This is a genomic window from Agrobacterium sp. 22-3639C2 (assembly GCF_053522105.1).
In genome coordinates, this window is sequence record NZ_JBNWDB010000008.1 from 10,069 (window position 1) to 30,193 (window position 20,125).

Annotated in this window: 15 protein-coding genes; 4 read left to right on the plus strand and 11 right to left on the minus strand. The window is 61.2% G+C overall.

Annotation, left to right across the window (positions count from 1 at the left end):
• Positions 1 to 18: 18 nt before the first annotated feature.
• From ACQZ6D_RS26280 to ACQZ6D_RS26290, 3 genes are all read right to left on the minus strand, one after another.
• Positions 19 to 5,109, minus strand: coding sequence for an Eco57I restriction-modification methylase domain-containing protein (locus tag ACQZ6D_RS26280; RefSeq protein WP_045231735.1), 5,091 nt, complete (start codon positions 5,107 to 5,109; stop codon positions 19 to 21).
• A gap of 129 nt (positions 5,110 to 5,238) precedes the next feature.
• Positions 5,239 to 5,640, minus strand: a complete 402-nt coding sequence (locus ACQZ6D_RS26285; RefSeq protein WP_045024671.1) for a DUF3085 domain-containing protein — start codon at positions 5,638 to 5,640, stop codon at positions 5,239 to 5,241.
• 12 nt (positions 5,641 to 5,652) lie between these two features.
• Positions 5,653 to 6,255 carry a DUF1419 domain-containing protein gene (locus tag ACQZ6D_RS26290; protein WP_045231736.1) on the minus strand — a complete coding sequence of 201 codons (603 nt, stop codon included), beginning with the start codon at positions 6,253 to 6,255 and terminating at the stop codon, positions 5,653 to 5,655.
• A gap of 389 nt (positions 6,256 to 6,644) precedes the next feature.
• On the opposite strand from ACQZ6D_RS26290, the gene ACQZ6D_RS26295 reads away from it, so the two are divergent.
• The gene (locus tag ACQZ6D_RS26295) at positions 6,645 to 7,106 is read left to right on the plus strand and encodes a mobile mystery protein A (RefSeq protein ID WP_045231737.1); all 462 of its coding nucleotides are present in this window, start codon (positions 6,645 to 6,647) and stop codon (positions 7,104 to 7,106) included.
• Positions 7,103 to 7,699, plus strand: coding sequence for a mobile mystery protein B (locus tag ACQZ6D_RS26300; RefSeq protein WP_045231738.1), 597 nt, complete (start codon positions 7,103 to 7,105; stop codon positions 7,697 to 7,699). The genes ACQZ6D_RS26295 and ACQZ6D_RS26300 overlap by 4 nt, the downstream gene beginning before the upstream one ends.
• On the opposite strand, the gene ACQZ6D_RS26305 is transcribed toward ACQZ6D_RS26300, so the two are convergent.
• From ACQZ6D_RS26305 to ACQZ6D_RS26330, 6 genes are all read right to left on the minus strand, one after another.
• The gene (locus ACQZ6D_RS26305) at positions 7,660 to 8,583 is read right to left on the minus strand and encodes a DUF3991 and toprim domain-containing protein (RefSeq protein WP_045231739.1); all 924 of its coding nucleotides are present in this window, start codon (positions 8,581 to 8,583) and stop codon (positions 7,660 to 7,662) included. The genes ACQZ6D_RS26300 and ACQZ6D_RS26305 overlap by 40 nt on opposite strands.
• 217 nt (positions 8,584 to 8,800) lie before the next feature.
• Positions 8,801 to 8,977 carry a hypothetical protein gene (locus ACQZ6D_RS26310; protein WP_045024681.1) on the minus strand — a complete coding sequence of 59 codons (177 nt, stop codon included), beginning with the start codon at positions 8,975 to 8,977 and terminating at the stop codon, positions 8,801 to 8,803.
• Between the two features lie 519 nt (positions 8,978 to 9,496).
• Positions 9,497 to 10,615 carry a hypothetical protein gene (locus tag ACQZ6D_RS26315; RefSeq protein WP_045231740.1) on the minus strand — a complete coding sequence of 373 codons (1,119 nt, stop codon included), beginning with the start codon at positions 10,613 to 10,615 and terminating at the stop codon, positions 9,497 to 9,499.
• A gap of 234 nt (positions 10,616 to 10,849) precedes the next feature.
• The gene (locus ACQZ6D_RS26320) at positions 10,850 to 14,113 is read right to left on the minus strand and encodes an error-prone DNA polymerase (protein ID WP_012654873.1); all 3,264 of its coding nucleotides are present in this window, start codon (positions 14,111 to 14,113) and stop codon (positions 10,850 to 10,852) included.
• A complete protein-coding gene (locus ACQZ6D_RS26325) occupies positions 14,110 to 15,621 on the minus strand; it encodes a Y-family DNA polymerase (protein ID WP_045231741.1) in 1,512 nt (503 codons plus the stop codon). Before ACQZ6D_RS26325 ends, ACQZ6D_RS26320 begins: the two co-directional genes overlap by 4 nt.
• Positions 15,542 to 16,294: an ImuA family protein gene (locus ACQZ6D_RS26330; RefSeq protein ID WP_045231742.1), complete on the minus strand. Its 753-nt coding sequence runs from the start codon at positions 16,292 to 16,294 to the stop codon at positions 15,542 to 15,544. The genes ACQZ6D_RS26325 and ACQZ6D_RS26330 overlap by 80 nt, the downstream gene beginning before the upstream one ends.
• A 282-nt stretch (positions 16,295 to 16,576) precedes the next feature.
• Here ACQZ6D_RS26330 and ligD point away from each other — a divergent pair, with 282 nt between their 5' ends.
• Both ligD and ACQZ6D_RS26340 read left to right on the plus strand, forming a co-directional pair.
• A complete protein-coding gene (ligD, locus tag ACQZ6D_RS26335) occupies positions 16,577 to 17,638 on the plus strand; it encodes a non-homologous end-joining DNA ligase (protein ID WP_045231743.1) in 1,062 nt (353 codons plus the stop codon).
• A gap of 55 nt (positions 17,639 to 17,693) precedes the next feature.
• Positions 17,694 to 18,467, plus strand: coding sequence for an SOS response-associated peptidase family protein (locus tag ACQZ6D_RS26340; protein WP_045231744.1), 774 nt, complete (start codon positions 17,694 to 17,696; stop codon positions 18,465 to 18,467).
• 257 nt (positions 18,468 to 18,724) lie between these two features.
• Here the strand turns inward: ACQZ6D_RS26340 and ACQZ6D_RS26345 are convergent, their stop codons facing one another.
• Together ACQZ6D_RS26345 and ACQZ6D_RS26350 are read right to left on the minus strand one after the other, a co-directional pair.
• Complete coding sequence (locus tag ACQZ6D_RS26345; RefSeq protein WP_045231745.1) at positions 18,725 to 19,132, minus strand: VOC family protein; 408 nt, start codon at positions 19,130 to 19,132, stop codon at positions 18,725 to 18,727.
• A gap of 486 nt (positions 19,133 to 19,618) precedes the next feature.
• Positions 19,619 to 20,113 carry a cupin domain-containing protein gene (locus ACQZ6D_RS26350; RefSeq protein WP_012654853.1) on the minus strand — a complete coding sequence of 165 codons (495 nt, stop codon included), beginning with the start codon at positions 20,111 to 20,113 and terminating at the stop codon, positions 19,619 to 19,621.
• Positions 20,114 to 20,125: the final 12 nt, after the last annotated feature.

Here is a 20,125-nt window from a genome sequence, read left to right on the forward strand (position 1 = left end):
TGTCTCACTGTTAAAATTTTACGCCGCCATTGGCGGTGCCGCGCCCTCAACATCCGCGGCCAGTGAAGCCTCCACCTCCGCAAGCTGCAAGCGTTTCTCGGCCAGCTCGCCGGCGAAGGCAAAGTCGCCGCCATCGTCGCGCGTCTGGTATGACGCGAGCCTGCGGCGGGCGTCAGCAAGGCGCTGGCGATTGCGCTCGCGTTCACCCTCGAAATCATCAAGCGCGTGCTCGAGGCGGGAGACGGCACCGAGCGGCGTGACCGTCACGGGCAGATCGATCTCGAAATCCGCGCCGGTGCGCATCAGCATGGTGGTGTAGCGATAATTGTCATGGCCGAAGCGTTCGCCGCGATATTCCAAATCGAAGCCGCCGATCGACGCGATCACCGTCTCGTCGTCCTGCTGGAGTTGTACCTGGGTCAGGATCTCCTTCATCAAGGCACGACCGGCCTCCTTGCGCTCGGCATAGACCTTGCCCATGACCGTCATCGAGAAGGCGGCGCCAGCGGTCGAAAGCAGACGCTCGATATCCTGGCCAACCTCTGCGATCCGCCGCGTGGCATACTCGATATCGCGTTCGGCGTCGCGAAGCTGGCGGCGAACGGCGTGCTGGTCGTCAATGTGTGCCGCGCGCAGGCGTTCCAGCCGCGCGATGTCGGCCTCCAACCCCGCCTTCTGCATCAGGCGCTGGTCGCCCGAGGCGATCGCCTTGGCCATGGCGAACTGGTTCGCCTGCCCCTCGCCGAGATCTTCGAGACGCCGGATGGAGGTATCACCGGAAAGGGCCGCCGCGATGAACCGGGCCTTGCGCTCATTATTCTGCCACATCGTGGCATCGAGGCTGCCTTCGGTGGCGTAGGCGAAGATATCGACCTCGTCATGCTGGTTACCCTGGCGCACGATGCGGCCCTCGCGCTGCTCGATCTGGGAAGGGAGCCAGGGCACGTCGAGATGATGGAGTGCCTTTAGCCGCAGTTGCGCATTGACGCCGGTCCCCATCGTCTCCGACGAGCCGATCAGGAACCGGACCCTGCCTGCCCGGACGTCGCCAAACAGCCGCTGCTTCGCCTCCGATTTCTTGAAGTCCTGCATGAAGGCGATCTCCGATGCCGGCACGCCTAAGCGGATCAGTTCGTCACGAATCCAGCGATAGGCGGAAAAGCCTCTGGTCTTCTCGACGCTGATGGTGCCCAGATCGGAAAAGATCATCTGCGCAGCACCTGGCAGTTCGAACGGCTTGCCATCATGGCGGAGATAGGTGCTGCCCTCGGTCGCCTTCCAGATATTGAAGGCATTCGAGATGAGACTGTTGAGCTTGTTGTCCGCCTCATTGTCATTGTCGGCATCCACGAGGCGCAGGTCGATCGCCGCATGCCGGCCATCGGTGATGACGGAAAGCAGGATGTCGTCGCCGGGTTCGGGCGGCCGGTCGCGCTCCTCGATCGCCTTGATGCGCTCGGCCAGCACCATCTGGTAGTGCTTGAACGCCTGTGTTGGCTTCGACGTGACGATCTGGCGCCTGCCGGTCGAGACCGCCGGCACCTTTACATACTCGCGCAAGTCCGCCGGCATCACGACATCCGCGAAGCTGCGGAACATCGCGATCAGTTCTGGCACGTTGACGAAGCTCGCGAAGCGGGAGACCGGCTTGTACTTGCCGGAAGGCTGAAGCTCCAGCTCGGTGGTGGTGTCGCCGAAGGTTGACGCCCAGGCGTCGAACTCGTGCAGGCCGCGCTCCATCAGCGCCGGGTGGCCCATCAACCGCTGGACAGAGAACATTTCGCCGAGCGTATTTGTGATCGGCGTGCCCGAAGCGAGGACAAGCGCCCGGCCGGGATTGATCGTCTCGATGAAACGGGATTTCACATAGAGATCCCAGGCCCGCTGCGAGCCGTTCGGATCGACGCCCTTCAACGTCGACATATTGGTTGCGAAGCTGAGCTTTCTGAACTCCTGCGCCTCGTCGACGATGATCTGGTCGACGCCGATCTCGGCGATGGTGAGGAGATCGTCCTTGCGGGTGGAAAGCGCTTCGAGCCGCTCCTGCAGCCCTTCCTTCAGGCGCTCGAGGCGCTTGCGAGAGACGCGGTCCTCATCCTCGACCTTTAGGAGTAGGGTTTCGTAGAGCTCCAGTTCGTCGTGGATCATCTGTTGTTCAAACACCGCCGGCACACCGATGAACCTGAAGGCGGAATGCGTGATGATGATCGCATCCCAGGTTGCCGTCGCCGCGCGCGACAGGAACCGGGCGCGCTTGTCCTTCGAAAAATTTGTCTCGTCCGCAACGAGGATGCGAGCCGTGGGATAGAGCGCCAGGAACTCGCGCGCGGCCTGCGCAAGGCAATGCCCCGGCACGACCTGCATCGCCTTGGCGACCAGGCCGAGACGCCGCTGCTCCATGATGCTTGCTGCCATCGTCATGGTCTTGCCGGCGCCGACGGCATGGGCGAGATAGGTCGAGCCGGCCGAGATGATCCTCCAGATCCCGCGTTTCTGATGCCCGTAGAGAACAAAGGCGCCTGAGGCGCCTGGAAGTTTGAGATGATCGCCGTTGAACTTTCGCGGCGCGATGTTGTTGAAGCGGTCGTTATAGACGCGTGCCAGCCGGTCGGTGCGATCGGGATCGGACCATATCCAGCGCTGGAAGGCCTGCTTGATCTTGTGAAGCTTTTCCTTGGCCGCTTCGGTATCGACGACGTTGAGAACCCGCTTTTCGCTGTCGCCGTCCCTGATCGTATCGAAGATCTGCGGCACCCGGCTGTTCAGGGCATCGGACAGCAGTTCGCCGGCATGGCGGCGGTCCGTTCCCCATTCGGATGTTCCGGCGGCGAGGTAGGAAAGCTGGCGGGCCTCGACGGTCCATGACGCCAGTTCGGGCATGTGATGGATCCGGATATCGGTTCCCATCGTCTCCTTGACGAAGGCGACGACATCTCCAGCCGGTATCCACGGAGCGCCGAGGCGCGCGGTGATGTCCGACGGGCGCAGATCGACCGGCTGGACGGCAGTGAGCGCCGAGACGTTGCGCTCATAGGCGGGCTCGAGCGCGGCCGCAGCTTCCGCGACCTTGAGCTTCTCGCGGACATGACCGGACAGATAGGCGTCGGCCATCTGCCAGGACCCGTCGGCGGGGTCGCGGAAGATCGCGCTGCCAAGCTCAGTGACGACGTCTTCGGGATTACGGTGCAGAAGTTCCGCGATATGGTCGAGATCGACGTGCCCACGTTCGTTGAGCACCACGGCGAGCGCATCCGCCGCACTGGTGATCACCGGCGGCGCGGGCGGCGAGATGACACGGTCGGTGAAGATCGGCCCGGGCCTTGCCGTATCGTTTTCGAGGTCATAGTCCTCGATCGAGGCGACCAGCCAGCAATCGGGATCGTCTGCGAACGGCTGGAGATTAGGCCGGCGATGGCTCTCGCGCGTCTCGCCTGTCTCCGGATCCTCGTTGATCGAGACCGTGGTGTGGTTGATCGGGCCGAAGTCGCGCACGAAGCTCGACCAGGCAATGCGCAGCTTGACCTGCAGATCCTTCCAGGGTTGGTCCAGCTCCTGGGCCTTCAGCACCTGACGTACCGCGTCACGGACCGGGATCAGCTTCCTGATGATCCGGACGTGCTTCTCCGGGATACCGTCCGCGCTGCGGCCCTTTCGGACCGTAATAGTGACCGGCTGGCCATCGATCACCTGCATGAGGCCTCGGGCGTTGTGGAAGAAGAAGCTGCCTTCGCGGACATGCTGGCCGGACGGAAGATCGGCAGGAATATCTTCGGTCGCGCCCTCAAGATCGAGATCGATCGCGGTGGGCTCGCCGTCATAGCGGCCTTCCGGAAGAAGATGGACGGCGGCCGACAGCGCCGCGGCGAGATCCTCGCTGTCACGCGGAAGGCATGTATAGGTCTCGCCGAAAGGACCGGCGGTCAACGCGTGGGTACCGAGCACGAATTCCGGATGCTGGGCGAACCACCTGTTGACACGTATGGCGCCCTCATCCTCCGTGGCGGGCCGGATTTCGTCCGTGTCGAGCCAAGAAAGATCGCCCTCGGGCTCGGCGACCTTGCGTTTACGGAAGAAGAGGATGTCCACGACGACGTCGGTTCCCGCGTCGGCCCGGAAGCTGCCTTCCGGCAGGCGGATGGCGGCAATCAGGTCCGCCGTCTTGGCAATATGCTCGCGCGCCGAGGAATCCGCCTTGTCCATCGTGCCGGAGCTGGTAACAAAGGCTGCGAAAGCCCCGGGCTTCAACAGGTCGATCGACCGGGCAATGAAATAGTCGTGCAATCGCAGCCCGAGCGAGCGATAGGCGCGGTCGGAACGGACGGTCCGGTCCGAGAAAGGCGGATTGCCGATGGCAAGGTCAAAGCTCGCCGGCAACTCCGTGCGCGCAAAATCTCCGGTGAGGATCCGCGCTCGCGGCTGCAAAAGCCGTACGATGCGTGCCGTTACGGGATCGAGCTCGACGCCGGTGACGTGCGACAGATCACGAAGCGCTTCCGGCATCAGCGCCGGAAACAGGCCCGTGCCGATCCCCGGCTCCAGCACCCGGCCGCCGCGCCATCCGAGACGCTGAAGGCCAGACCAGATCGCCCGGACGATGAACTCCGGGGTGAAATGGGCATACTGGGTGCAGCGGGCAAGCGAGGCATAGTCGGTCTCGCCGACCGCATCCTCGAGATCGGAACCGATGTCGTCCCAGCCCTTGCGGAATTCGAGCTCGCCGGGACGGCGGAAGACGCCGTTGGCAAGATCGGACGCGCCGAAGCCGGTGAAGCGGATCAGCATCTCCTGTTCCTCGCGCGTCGCAGGACGTTCGTCCGCCTCGATCTCGGCCGCGAGCCGGATCGCGGCAATATTGTCGCGCGCACGGTCCTTCCAGCTGCGGGCGAGACCACGGTCATCGGCGAGATGGAAGTTCAGACCACGGGCACGGCCCGCCGGGGACGACGGCCGCACGACCGCGGCGATCGGCAAGGCCGGCGCTGGAGTTGTAGGATCGGGATCATCGTCGGGCTCGAAGTTGCTGGCGAAGGCCGTCACGCCAAGGCCAAGGCCCGACGAAAGCCCGGTGTTGCCGAAAAGATCGATGGTGAAGGGATCGTCATGTGACATGCTGGAATCTCCTTGGGTGAAGGCGCGCGTCGCCACCCCCCTGGAAGGTTCCAGTCGGCTGACGACGTGCGGGGATGAAGAGAACTGGGTGGGCTGGACGGCCGCGGGACGGCGAGCGTCTGCGGATCGCTAGTCTCGCGCGATCACGGTGAGTTGCATCGAATCCCCGTGGAAGGCGATCCTCAGATGCGTGCAGGCGGGGCTGGCAGCGATTAGCTTCACGAGCATGGCACCGTCGAGAAACTCGATCCCGTCATCGCCGCCGAAATGCTGGCGCTTGTAGTGCCAGTAGTCGGGGTTCGACTTCGGATCGCACTCTTCGGCATAGACGACAAACGGACGTTGCCCCTCTGCGAGCTTGCCGTTGGACATGAGGTACACGCTCTCGTCGCCGACCAGCCAAAGACCGGGCTTCTCATCGCGGCCCGGAAACATGCCGTAGTGGGGATTGCGGAAGCCGCCATTGAGGTGCGCGTCTAGGCGTCCGCGCATCATGACGACGTGGATGTCCGTCACGGAAAAGGTGAACATCGCCGCCTCCCGTTACGCCGCGATCGCGTCAGGGAGGTAGCGCAGGTGCACCGGCAGCTTCGATGCGATCTGCGCATCCGTGAGGTCGTCGAGCAGCTTCAGGACGGTGCCCTGGCGTCCGCCGTAGAACAGCACGGTCCGCTTGCCGTGGTCGTGTTCCGGCCAGCGCTCGCCGGCATAGCCGCGATAGTCATCATGGGTGCTCGACCAGATGTGGTCCAGGCGTTCCTCGCGCGTCATTGCCCGAACGGGCCGGGTTTCGCGCTCGATGATCGCATCGCGCATCCGTTCGGGCGAACCCTTGCCAGCGAGGTCGCAATAGGCATGGAAATACCGCATCCGGTCGTCGATCTTCAGCGTGAAAAAGATGCTGGTGATGCTGTCGGTAAGGAACTCGCGCATGGCGAACATGTCGCCCCGCATGAACAGCGGTGGCAGGATCTCGAACATGTAATCGTGTTGCGCCTGGGCAACTTCGAACCATTCGCCTCGATAAAGTGCGCTGTCGTCACCCTCCCAACGGTTCGGGCGTTGCGCGTGGCGGTCGAACATGCGGAACATCTGCCGGCGATCGGCAATGCCTTCAAGGACTTTTCGGATCGGAGAGACAGTCATGGGCGGGCTCCTTTCAGCCTCGTCGGGAAAGACACGCGGCTCATCCTCGCGATGTCGCCATCCTCTTCAGCCCTTCCTGACCCCTCCTTGGCGCCGCCTCTCCGTCCGGACGGGTCAAGGGCCGCGCAGCGGGCGAAGCTTTACCCTTGACGCGGCTGGCGGGCATGCGGCAACCGGCGTTCCCCTTCCCCTTCCCCTTCCCCTTCCCCTCCTTCCTTCCCCTCCTTGCTATTTCATTCAGATGAAATCAGCTTACAGGCTGGTTCAATCGCTTGTCCTATCATACTTTGGGCTGATCAAACGGAATTGATTATCAGGTTGTAACCTGATAGATTGAGCGCAGCAATCAGCCTGTTGTCTGATGACGAGCGGCGGAGGAAAGATAAACGATGAAGGACGATGCAAGGAAACGAGCACGCAAGAGGCTTGACGAGCGTCTTTGCGGACTGCAGCCGGCGGAAGGCTTCAGGGCACCTCCGAAAGGATGGGTCCGGGCGTTGCGCGACGCGCTTGGCATGACGGGGTCGCAGCTCGGCTCGCGGATGGGAATCCGGCCCCAGACCGTCGAAGCGATCGAGAAGTCGGAGGCATCCGGAACGATCCAGCTCAACACCTTGCGGCGTGCGGCAGAGGCGCTCGACTGCACGCTGGTCTACGCATTGGTCCCGAATACGTCGCTCGAGGCCACCGTCGATGAGCGAGCGCGCAAGATCGCAATGCGCGAACTCCAGCGGGTCGCGCATACGATGCGTCTGGAGGCACAGGGAACGGACGATGGCGATCTCGAGGCCCGCGTCCAGACCTATATTCGCGACCAGCTTTCCGAGCGCGATCTCTGGTCAGAAAAATGACTGACCTTTTCCAGGAACCAGAGGACGCAACACCTCTCGAGCCGCAGGAGCGCGAGGGCCTGCTTCAAAGCTGGATCACCCACAGGCAGGATCTCAACGAGGCAGAACAGGAAAACATCGTCGAGGGCGCAGCCTGGGCTCGCGGACGACGGCGCATGCCGGTCGGCAGGATGCTGACCGAAGACTTCATGCGTACATTGCACCGACGCATGTTCGGCGAGGTCTGGCAATGGGCAGGCAGCTTCCGAACGACGGAGCGCAATATCGGCATCCAGGCCTACCGAATTCCGGTCGAACTCACGGCGCTGCTCGATGACGTTCGGTATTGGGTCGAGCATGAGACATTCGCGCCGGACGAGATCGCAATACGTTTCCACCATCGCCTGGTCGCCATCCATCCGTTTCCGAACGGCAACGGACGTCACGCGCGGCTGGCCGCCGATCTGCTCGTGGAAAAACTGGGCGCCGAGCCCTTCAGCTGGGGTAGCGGGAGCCTGGGCGACGTGGGAGATCTGCGCACGCGGTACGTCGCGGCACTGCAGGCCGCGGATAATCACGACATCGCGCCTCTCCTCGAATTCGCGCGCAGCTGAGCGCAAAGGTCCTCGTTCCAGTCTTCGTGGTGGGGACGAAGGCGCTCAAAGCCGCAGTCAGCGTCCCGGGTAATTGCTTCCAACCGATCAGCGTAGATATCGCCCTGCGCGTTATTGTCAGTGGCGGCGACCACCGACATACCCGTCCGCGCCGCCAACAAACGGATCGCCGCATCGGTGGCGGGAGCCCAGCCGCCGCCGGTACTGACATAGAGGCTATCGCGACGATTACTCTCCAGCGCGGCAAGGCTCATGGCGTCGATCGCAGCTTCCGTCACGCAAACGCGCGGCGCAAGGATCGCGCCGAACCTGAACAACACTTTCGCGCCTCCGGTCGAAAAGCCGCGCCATTCCGGCCCGCGTTCCTCCCAGCCGGTGACGGCGCCCTCGCTGTCACGGTGCGCGGCCCACATACTGCCGCGCGGACCTTCGCGCACGAGATCATGCCGGATCGCTGCGCGGATGGTTGCTTCAGGAACGCAGCGTTCTTCGCAGAGATAGCGCCAGGTCATCGAACCCGGCCACGGCTTGCGGCGCTTCGTCCATCGTTCTGAAACTCCGGCCGGCAGATCGATCTCGCGCGCAGCGTGGGTCCAGACCGGCTCCTTCGGGACGAAGTCGACCAGCGATGCGACATGGTCGAGGGCTTCGACAAAGGGCACTCGGTCGAGATGCTCGACAAGACCGAACACGTCACCCTTGGCATCGGACAGCGGATCGAACCAGCCCCTGCCCTCGTGAATCACGATGATTATGGCCCCGCCGCCGCGGAATTTGACCGCCCTGCGGGTGCTCTCCTTCAGGTCGATGGCAAACCCTGCCTGCTCCAGCACCGCGGCGCATTGCACGCGGTCCCGCAGTTTTTCCAGTTCGTTCTTTTCCATTTTTCTTCCCGACGCACCCTTGCGCCCGCCTTTCCTTCTGTTTCTTTTCCCCACACCTTGCGGGGCCTGCTCCGGACGCCGCGAAGAGCAAAGGAGGCAAGGGCGCGGCTGGCAAGATGACAATCTGCACCTTGCGCCGCCGCCGGGGTGCCAGCAGCGGCGCAGCTTCCCTTGCCGCCTGCGGCTCGCAAGCGGCACCAAAAAGGCGAGAAGGGTCTCAATGAGACCCGCCCGGAACGTATTCATGCACGATCTCCAGATCGTCTTCGTCGTCGAGTTCGTCGCTCGGCAGAACGCCGAACTCGTTACCGGACCTAAAGAGCGTGACCGGAACCATCAGGGTGCGGGAAAGCTGGAAGGCATGGTTCTGCGCAAGGGAAAGATCGGTGTTCATCTGAAGGCTCCATCTTTGGAGCGGGCCATTCCCGCTCGATGGCTCCCGTCAGTGTCCGGAACCGGTCGCGATCACCGCGAGGGCGTAGCCGAGCGGCGGCAGCTTGCTAGCCGACCCCGCAGCGGGTTGATCGTCGGAGATCCGGGGCCGGACCAGGAAGCCATCCATCAAGAGCGGTGGGACGTCTCCTATGGACCTCGTTCAACCGACAATGATCATGCGGGAGCAAACCTTATAGCGAATGCGGATCTCGCCGAGATCTGCTCTCCTCAGAGGCCGGTTTTGGTATCAATTCAGAGGCGCGGTAAGATTGAGCTGGTGAGAACAGCGTGCGCGCGTTGGGGTGTTGGTAACAGGGCCATCGCACGCACTGGTGTTCTTGGTCCCAGGACAGAGGAAGAAATTGGAACGCGTGATGAAAAGCGAGGACATTGCCGTACTGCCTCAACAGCTAAAGGGGCAGGAGCGAAAGCATGGGTTCGAACGCTTGCGTCTAGAGGCCCGGGGCGAGGACCCGTATTAGTCATGCATCACTCGCGCAGATCGCCATGACCTTAGTCTGAAATAATCGTCAGCTTTACCGTTCAGCAGGTCAGCCTCGATATCAAAGGCTGACTGCACAATTGAGTCCATTTCCTTTTCGCGATCTACTGTGAAATAGCGCTCCTCAAGTCTGCGCTGCTGTATTTCGATGGAATCCCGCCAGTAGCGGGTTCCCTTTACGTCAGTATGTGTCTCGACATATCTAGCCAAGGGACCGCCACGTTCCCGACCCATGTAGCCCGGGCAGGCGCAGCAAAACTCGTAGAGCTTATCGTCGCTCGTTGCGATCCAGACATCATGCTCGATGATCCCGAAGTTGAACTGCTCGCGCGAATTGTTCACGATATCTGCAGCAGCAATCAGCTTCAGGTCGTTGGCTCCATTCAAAGCGATGCGCTCCAGTACTTTGACGGGTGTCAAGCCTTTGCCGCCACCCTTTTTCAGTTTCACGAAGTTGTTTGTGATAGCTACTTTCCGCGTCCTGAGTTGGTCAGTTAAGCCATTTTCGGGGGCGAAGACATATCGAGCGATCGTCAGTTCCTTGAGACTGATGAGATCCAGTACCTCGGCGCAATAATCGATGTAGAGGGCGAATTTTTCCAGGCCATTCAACGCCTCTAATCGATGTATGACGTTCATAGCGAGCAGCGAAGCATATGAGCACGAGATTGCCTTCTGACGCTCCAGCGACAGCGCGCTAAAATGCTCAGGGTCCATCTTTGCACCAGCATACGGAACCTTTATCGAGTTTGGGTCCTCACGGAAATTTGGCAGATAGTCTGCAAGAAACCTGTCGAACGCTGCTTCAACGTCGCCTCGACGCGCTGGGGGCAGTTCTTGGTAAGCCGCTGCAGGCGAGATGAATACGCCATACCTGGAGGTTTTCTCGATGAGTCTCGCCAGTTCCAGAACACCAGCATTCTTAAGTTCCTGGTGTCGCTGGCCAGTCTTATAGGCGCTTTCGATTGCAATCAGGATATTGGTGTCGAACATAATATTGGTTTGTCGACCATTCCGATGGTTTTCTCGGATGGCATCCCTGTCGAGGTTGATAATTTCGGTTGAGTTCGACGACGATTTGAAAGCGCGTATCATGAGGTTCTCTGTTTTATGCTCTGCGTGAATTCTCGGTCCCGAAATCTGGGTCTTCTTGTCGATACCAAGCTTCCACTGGCCTCTCCTGTATAATAATCTGATGCTCTAAACTTAACCTCGGGCGCAGACAGCGATTTTGTTCTGGAAATTGCGCTCAAGCTTTATTTTGCTTTAAAATTGCTGCGAGCGGACTGACAACTCCCTGGGCGCCACCGCGCCTCAGGATGGGGAAAATCAATGGAAGTTCCGGCTTTTGATTTTCAGCGTATCAATGTGAAGATCGGGCGTGAAAATGTCGCGCGGGGCTACAACAGGCTTCGACTTGTCCCGCGTATCCGAACTTCCCGGCGATCCGTGGGCGAACTCATCACCCCTGCCGGCCGGCAGCTTGAACTCTTCATCGCGATCAGCCAGACCGGTCAGATCGCCTGACAGGTCGAACAGCTGCTGGGCGACAAGATGCACGACCTCCCCTTCCCGCTGGATCCGACCATTGATGGCCATCATCGAGGATCCGAGCACGACCCGCCGGCGTTTTTCAAACAGCGTCGGCCAGACAACGAGATTGGCCGGCCCGGTCTCGTCCTCAATGGTGATGAACATCACGCCATTGGCCGATCCGGGCTTTTGCCGCACCAGGACAAGTCCGGCGGTATAAACCCAACGCCCGTCCCGCGAATTCATCGCCTCGGCACAGGTGATGATGTTGCGCACTGATAAATCCTTGCGCAGGAAGGCGATTGGATGCTGCCGCAATGTCAGTCCGGTATGGCTGTAATCCTCGATGACGTTATGCCCGTCCGTCATCTGCCGAAGTGCCACCTCCGGCTCCTGCTGCTCGGCGATCGCAGCCATCTCCCGCTCGGCGGCGGCCGCAAATAGTGGCAAGGGTTGGTCGCGCAGCGCCTTGATCGCCCACAGCGCGTCGCGGCGCGCAAGCTTCAGGGACGGCAGAAAGGCATCGGCCTTGGCAAGCTGGACAAGCGCCTCCGATGGCACGCCGGTTCGACGCCACATGTCGTCGACCGAGACAAAGGCATTGTTCATGCGTGCCGCGACGACGCGCGCCGCATCAGCGACCGCCAGTCCTTTCACCTGCCGGAAACCGAGCCGGACAGCATGCCGATCGGAATTGCCGATCCGCTCCAGCGTACAGTCCCACCGCGACCGGTTGATGCAAACCGGCCGCACCTCGACGCCGTGGGCTCTCGCGTCGCCGACAATCTGCGCCGGCGCGTAAAAACCCATCGGCTGCGAATTGATGAGCGCCGCGCAAAAGGCTTCCGGATAATGGCATTTGATGTAGCTCGAGGCATAGGCGATCAGCGCGAACGAAGCCGCGTGGCTCTCCGGAAAACCATAGGAGCCAAAGCCTTCGAGCTGGGAGAAGGTCTTTTCGGCGAATTCCGGCGCGTAGCCGTTCCTCACCATGCCGGAGACGAGTTTGTCCTTGAACTGCGAGACGCCGCCGGTGAACTTGAAAGTCGCCATCGACTTGCGCAGCTGGTCGGCTTCGCCACCGGTAAAGCCGGCGCAGACCATCGCGACGCGCATCGCCGACTCCTGAAACAGCGGCACGCCGAGCGTCTTGCCGAGCACCGCTTCCAGCTCCGGCGTCGGATATTCGACTGCCTCCTTGCCTTCTCGCCGGCGCAGATAGGGATGCACCATGTCCCCCTGGATCGGACCGGGCCGGACAATTGCGACTTGTACCACAAGGTCGTAGAAGGTCCGGGGTTTCAACCGCGGCAGCATCGCCATCTGCGCGCGGCTTTCTATCTGGAACGTGCCGAGCGTATCGGCCTTGCGGATCATCGCATAGGTCGCAGAATCCTCCTGCTCGATTTTCGAGAGATTAAGATCGCGGTCCTTGTGCTCGCGGATCAGATCGAAGGCCTTGGCCATGCAGGTCAGCATTCCAAGCGCCAGGATGTCCACCTTCATGAATTTGAGGGCTTCGACGTCGTCCTTGTCCCACTCGATGATCTGGCGGTCCTTCATCGTCGCCGGTTCGATCGGCACGAGATCGTCGAGCCGATCATGAGTGAGGACAAAACCGCCGGGGTGTTGGCCGAGATGGCGCGGGGCGCCCATCAGTTGCTGTGCGAGCTTCAAAGTCAGCACAAGACGCCGGTCGTCTGGATTGAGATTGAGCTCGCGGACATTGCGATCGCAGACCTCTTCCGACCAGGACCACATGCCGGATGACAGCGCCTTGATCACGTCCTCCGGCAGGCCGAGCGCCTTGCCGACATCGCGGATCGCGCCGCGCGCCCGGTAGCGCGTCACGGTGGCGCAGAGCGCTGCCTTTTCTCTGGTATAGGTTCGATAGATCCACTGGATCACCTCCTCGCGCCGCTCGTGCTCGAAATCGACATCGATGTCCGGCGGCTCGTCGCGCTCCTGGGATACAAAACGCTCGAACAGAAGGTCGTTGGTCGAGGGATCGATGCTGGTAATGCCGAGGATGTAGCAGACGGCACTGTTGGCGGCGGAGCCCCTCCCCTGGCAGAGAATGCCTTGAGACCGAGCATAACGCACGATCGAAAAGACGGTCAGAAAATACGGGGCGTATTTCATGGTACGGATGAGATCGAGCTCGTGCCGCACGACCTTCAACACGTCGGGCGGTAGTCCCTCCGGATAGCGGTCGGGCACGCATTGCCAGACATAATGTTCCAGTGAGGCCTGAGCATCCTTGCCCGGCACGATCGCCTCCTCCGGATATTGGTAGGTGAGTTCCTCGAGCGAGAACGTGCAGCGACGGACGATCTCCATGGTTCGCGCGAGGGCTTGCCGGTATCGCGGAAACAACCGCTGCATTTCTTCGGGCGGCTTCAGGTAGCGATCGGCGTGGCGCTCGCGTTCGAAGCCGACTTCGTCGATCGTCGTGCGGGTTCGGATGCAGGTGACAATGTCCTGCAACTGCCGGCGGCCCGGCTCATGGAAGAGGACATCATTGGTGACGACCGGCCGCACCTTGAACCGCGCCGCAAGATTGGAAATCTCATGCAGGCGCAACTGGTCGTTCTGCCGACGGCGCAGACAAAGCGACACATAGGCGCGATCACCAAACACCTCGGCCATCTTGCGCAGCTGGATCCCGCAGGTGTCATCCGGTAGGTCCGGCACAAGAATGCCGATCATGCCGTCATTGTATGCGACGACGTCGTCCCAGTGCAGGATACAGTTGTTCTTGCCGCCGCGCGACTTGCCGAGCGTGATGAGGCGGGTCAGCCGGGAATAGGCAGCCCGGTCGGTCGGGTAGACCAGCACCGACATGCCGTCGGCCAGATCAAGCCGGCAACCGACAACGAGGCGTAAGCCGGTGGCGCGCGATGCTTCAAGCGCCCGGACGATTCCGGCAAGCGAATTGCGATCGACAACGCCGAGGACTTCGATGCCGAGAGCCTTCGCGGTCTCGAACAGTTCCTGCGCCGAGCTTGCACCGCGCAAGAACGAAAAATGGGTCGTGACCTGCAGCTCGGCATAGCTCATGCGAAGATCCCGTGCACGAACCAGCGGTGACTTCCGGTTTCAGGATCGATGCCATCACCGGAGCGAAACACCCAGAGGCGCTCGCCGGCCTCGTCTTCGATGACGAAATAGTCCCGCACCGCCTCCATCTCCGCGTCGCGCTGCCACCACTCGCCAAAGATCCGCTCGGGCCCGTCGGCCCGCTTGACCTTCCGCCGCTTGCCGCGCCAGGTGATCGAAACCGGCGGGCGGTCCGGTAGCAAGGCGATTGCCTCGATCAGCTCCGGACGGGCCAGCAGCCGGACCGGCCGGCGCCAATGGCTGACCCAGGTAACCTCGACCGGATCGGCAGCAGGACTGATGCGCTGGACGGAGCGCTCTGGAACGTCGGAGGCAACCGGTGCCACCCGATAGACGCGCTGCCCGCGGTTGCCGTAGATATCGATCAGCGGCGTCACGTCCTTCACTTCCTCCTCGACCAGCGAGGAGGATTTCTGGCGCTCCTCCAGGGGCTCAGCCATCACCGCGACCAGAGTGAGCTTTTCGATCCCGAAGCCCGGCTCGATCTTCTCCGTCCGGTCGCGAAACAGCTTCGTCAGCCAGGCGACGTCGCGCACCGGCTTCACGGTGCCAGCGCGGATCGCCTGCCGTGTGCCATCGACCTTGTCGACGATCAGGTCGGCGCGCCGGACACCAAGGCCGCGCCTTTGCAGCTCCTCGATCAGTTGCACGACCAGCCGGCCGACATATTTGTTGATGGTTTCGGCAGCACCGATCGGTTCGGCGAAGGCGCGGCTCACCTCGATCAGCTCGGCGGTGCGGATCGGATCGATCGGTTCGCAGGCGCGGCCAAACATCTGGTCCAGCCGCCGGCCAATCTCGGGGCCGAAACGAAGGGTCAGCGGCGCGCGCGGCGTGTTGGCCAATTCGCCGACGGTCTGGAAGCCAAGCGTGCGCAGATCGCTGATGACTTTCCCGGGAAGGCGCAGCAACGATATCGGCAGCTTCTCGACGGCGCGGACGGTCTCACCTGAAGGCACTATGACCGTTTCGCGGCTGATGGCACGGGCGCAGGCGTGTGCTGCACCCCAGGTGTCGGCGATCGCGACCCGGGGAGTGAGTTTCCTTGCTAGGAACTGATTGGCGATCTTCGTCACCATCGGCAGCTCTCCGCCCTGCAAGTGATCGGCACCCTCTGTGTCCATGACGATCCCATCGATCCCATCGACCGCGACGATCGGGGAATAAAGCGTCAGCGCCCAGAGGGTGATGCGTTCGAGCGCTGCGGCATCCATAGCAGGATCCGCATCGACCAGCATCAGGCCGCGAAACAGCGCCTGTGCTTTCGCAGCCGGCATGCCGACATGAACGCCGGCTTGTCTGGCGGCTGCGTCGGCCGCCGATACCCAGCGTTTCGAGCCGCTCCTGGCGATCACCGCGATCGCCTGTTCAGGCGGAATGGATGGATCGGCGCGACGAATGCGATCCGTCGGCAGATCCGGAAGATAGATCGAGACAACCCTTGTCATCGCACGCCCTCACGAGAAACTCAGCACATTCACCCGCTTTCACGCGCATCAATTCCAGCAACCATTGGGCCCTCCCCACACCCGGCACTGGCAAATCCTCCGATGGCATCACGCTCACCCGCCACCGCGTGGTCGACGCCGTCGGCTGCCCGAAATCATTGGCCTCTGTCTGCCGCCTCCAACGACGCACAGCCAATGCCATTGTCCCCGTGCGCTCGGCCGCCAGCTGCAGGCGGCGCGAGCTGACCATCGGCAGGCGAACGAGTTCACCGACGACGGCGCCGAGCCCACCAAAGGACAGCCCCTCCTCCATATTGGCGAGCACGTCTTCCTCCTTGTCGGACTCGACGAAGATTATCCGGTCGTGATGCAGTCCGACCTGCGCAAGCGCGGGGAAAAACAGATCTGGTCGCGTCAGACACCACACGATCGGCCCCTTCGTCCGTGCCGCTATGCCGGCTGCAAAAAGAGCAGCGGCCGCACCATCGACGGTGCCCGATCCACCACCGGCAAATTCGTGAAGCGCGCCATGAGCAAGGCCGCCGCCAGGCAGAACCCCATCCATCTCCGGCACGCCAAATGGCAACCAACCGGCTTTTTTCGCCGTGCTGGTTTCGAGCAATGCAATACGCTCCCGCAGATCGCAGATTACCCTTTCGCGGGCAGCAGTCATTGTTCACGGCTCCCTTCAAGGTCGTGTTGGCAGGGCGACTTCATGTCGTGCAAATGTCAATGTTCTGTTTTTGTTCCCATATGAGAAAGGAGTCAAGGCGGCAAAAACGTACGAGTATTGTTCCGAACATTAGAAGTTCGAGATTCTTCATGAGAATCAGGTGAATAGCTGCGACCAAGAAATTTCGCTGGCTTCTGCAGTCTTATCTCCTGATCGGTGAATAGCGGGGACAATATAGGGATAGTCACAGTATTATTAAGGTTTTTCTGATGAACTGGCCGGATGACGAGGCCTCCGAGATCAAAACCCCTCCTTCGCGACACCGAGCCGCCGATCCGCTCAAAGCCGCGCAGGAAGCGTAATCCAGCTCAACCACAGCTCCTCTTCGATCCCATACCTGATCGCGTCGAGCCGGCGCTGGCCCTATTGAAGGCTAAGCCTCCCACCGGAAACGAATGGAGTTGGGAGCTGAAATGGGATGGCTATCGCCTTGCGGTCCATATCGAGCCCCAGCGGATCCGGATCCTTACTCGCGGCGGCCACGACTGGACACATCGGTTTCCGGCCATAGAGCAGGCCGCCCGAGCGCTGGGGCCGGCGACGATGATTATCGATGGGGAAGCCGTCGTGCTCGACGATGAGGGGCGGCCGGATTTCGGGCTGCTGCAGCAATCGCTGGGTGCATTCGGCAAACAAGCTGGCAGGCGCGCCTCCCACGCCGTTCTTTACGCTTTCGATCTTGTTTATCTGGATGGGCACGATCTGCGCGGTGTTGAATACCGTTCGCGCCGACACCTTCTCGAGGACACGATAAACGGCCCAACGAATGAAGCCAGCGCCATTCGGATATCAGAAACATTCGATGCCGAGCCAGCTGTCCTGCTTGAGCATGTCTGCCGCCTCGGCCTGGAAGGCATCGTCGGCAAGCGCCTCGATCAGCCCTATCGTTCGGGCCGGACCGGGGATTGGGTAAAAGTCAAATGCATCCAGAGCGAGGCTTTCTTCATCGTCGGCTATGAGAGGTCCGCATCGTACCCAGCCGGCTTCGGCTCGTTAGCGCTCGCCGCCTACCGCGATGGCGATCTCGTCCACGTCGGAAGCGTCGGCACGGGCTTCAAGGGAGCCGAGATCATCCGGTTGCGGAAGATACTGGACACGCTGCGATGGAAGCGAAAGCAGCCGCCCCTGCCCCATTCCGGAACTGCCGACATTGTCTGGGTCCAGCCTACCCTGATCGCCGAGATCGAGTTTCGCGCCTGGACATCGGACGGGAAACTCCGTCATCCGTCGTACAAGGGCCTGCGGGAACGGCAAGACAATGCCGACGTTTACCAGCTCGACTAGCGAAACAAGCGACATGCGCTAGAGTAGCCGTATTTGGTCGAGCGGAGGGGGTCGCATGTGTAATCTCTATCGGATGGAGGACAAGGACTGGGTTTCAAAATGGGCTCAGGACGCCGAGAGCCTCATCAACCTCATGCCAGCCTATCAAATGAACCCCGATCAGATGGGACCGATTGTCCGCAACACCGCTGATGGGAGGAAACAATTGGCACATGCGCGATGGGGTCTTCCCTCGCCGCGGTTCACCTTGGAAAAGGCCGCCAAAGCCAAGGCCGAAAAACTGAAAGCCAAAGGGAAGCCCGCCGATCTTGAAGAGCTCATCCGCATGGAGGCGGACCGCGGCACGACCAACGTCCGCAAGCTCACCTTCCCACACTGGAAACGATGGTTTGGTGTTGAGCACCGATGCCTCGTCCCGGTCACCAGCTTCGCCGAACCCGATCCCGCCAGCCAGCAATCCGGGGGGAACGTGCCGAACGCCTGGTTTGCACGGGACGAGGAAAAGTCGCTGATGTTCTTCGCCGGCATCCATGTCCCGCAATGGCAGAGCGTCCGCAAGGTGAAGGATGGGCCGACGACCGACGACCTCTATGGGTTTTTGACCACTGATCCCAACAATCTCGTGAAGCCTATCCATGAGAAGGCGATGCCTGTTCTTCTCCTGACCGAAGAGGAGACCGAGGTGTGGATGCAGGCGCCATGGGACGAAGCCAAAGATCTGGCACGGCCTTTGCCAGATGATGCGTTGATCATTTCGTCGCGCGAACCATACGGATCTTCGATCGTCTCGAAATCGGGCGACCCACTAGAGCACAAACTGCTGCTTTAGCTGGGCCGACCCATCGCTGAAGCAGACGGGGTGCCCTCGCAAGCACAAGAGCGGCTGAAGCGAAATTTTACACCCGCCGCCACGACTCTCAAACGCACCCGCGAAAGGCTGTCTGGCAGTACGTATCCGTCCGGTTCTCACACGTCGGACGTAGCGTTGTGACTGAGCGCCAATATCTTCTGTATTCCGCCGATTGGATTGGCCTGGTGGATGACCAGCATGACCGGATCGGTACCGACTTCGATCCGGTCGTGACCTCACTCCGACTTCTGACACACGGCCTCGACGTTGACCCCGTCCGGATCGATCACGAACGCCGCATAATAGGCTGGATGATAGTGGGGCCTGATGCCGGGCGCACCATTGTCACGGCCGCCTTGCGCCATCACCGCCGCGTAAAAGGCATCGACCGTTGCTCTACTTTCGGCTTCGAACGCGATGTGGATGCCCGTCCCGCGCGGACCATCCGGGACGGCATGGCGGCTGTCGCTGGACAGCCAGAAGAAAGGCTTTCGACCAGTTCCATAGCCTATGCCGTGATAGCCGCCGGTCTGTCCGGGCTTCACTTCCATCACGGTCGTAATGCCGAGCGGCTTGAGTGCAGCATCGTAAAATTGCCGTGCGCTTTCGATGTCCGGGGGGCTGATGCCCATATGGTCAATCATAACTATGCCCTCTATGGCTATGTTCTTCCTGGCTTGTATCAGGTCTGGCTGAAGATCGGGTTGCGTTATATCAAGGCGTCGAGGCGACGACGGCAATGCTTCGCTCCGCCCGCCGGACGTCGGCCGCGGCGCGATAATTGAGCCCCTAGTTCCACGGCAGCAGTTCGCCGAGTCGGTTTGCCGGATGGACGGTATCCAACAAAATCAAACGAATTTCTGACACCAACCGTCGCCCGCAGCCGGAGTCTCGTAGAGTTAGAATGATCGCGACGCATCTGGAAAAATTGAACGGAGAGTCAACGCGCCGCAGTCCAACATGGGGGCGGACTGCCCGATGGAGCAATCGGCGGTCCGCTTTTGATCATCGCCGGCCGGTTTACGGCCAAGGAAACCTTCCCTGTCGACTTGTTCACGGCCGTCAACACCGAAGCGTCGCTGGACGAGGTCCGGCATGCGAGCAGCCCATGGTGGGCCGGTTTCTCTCTGTCAATCCGGATGGCGGTGTATTGGATCAACCCAATAAACCTCTTCCGGCTTCTCTACAGGATCGACATCCGTGATGTTGACGACGACTGCCTCGTTGTCCGATCGCACCAGGACGCACTCGAGCACGTTGTCAGGATCGGCATTGATTTCCTGGTGCGGTACGTAAGGCGGCACGAAGATGAAGTCGCCTGGTCCCGCCTCCGCGACATATTCCAAATGATCCCCCCAGCGCATACGGGCCTTGCCACGGATCACGAAAATAACGCTTTCGAGCGCACCGTGGTGGTGGACCCCGGTCTTGGCGTTCGGCTCGATTGCGACGGTGCCTGCCCAGATTTTCTGTGCGCCGACGCGGGCATGATTGACGGCTGCCTGCCGGAACATGCCAGGCGTCTGGGCCGTGTTGGAATCGAGCTGGTCGCCCTTGATGACACGGATCCCGTTGTGCTTCCAATGGTCCGAGTGATGGTGGTCGTGGTGATGGTCGTCGCTCATGGTGCGGTCCTG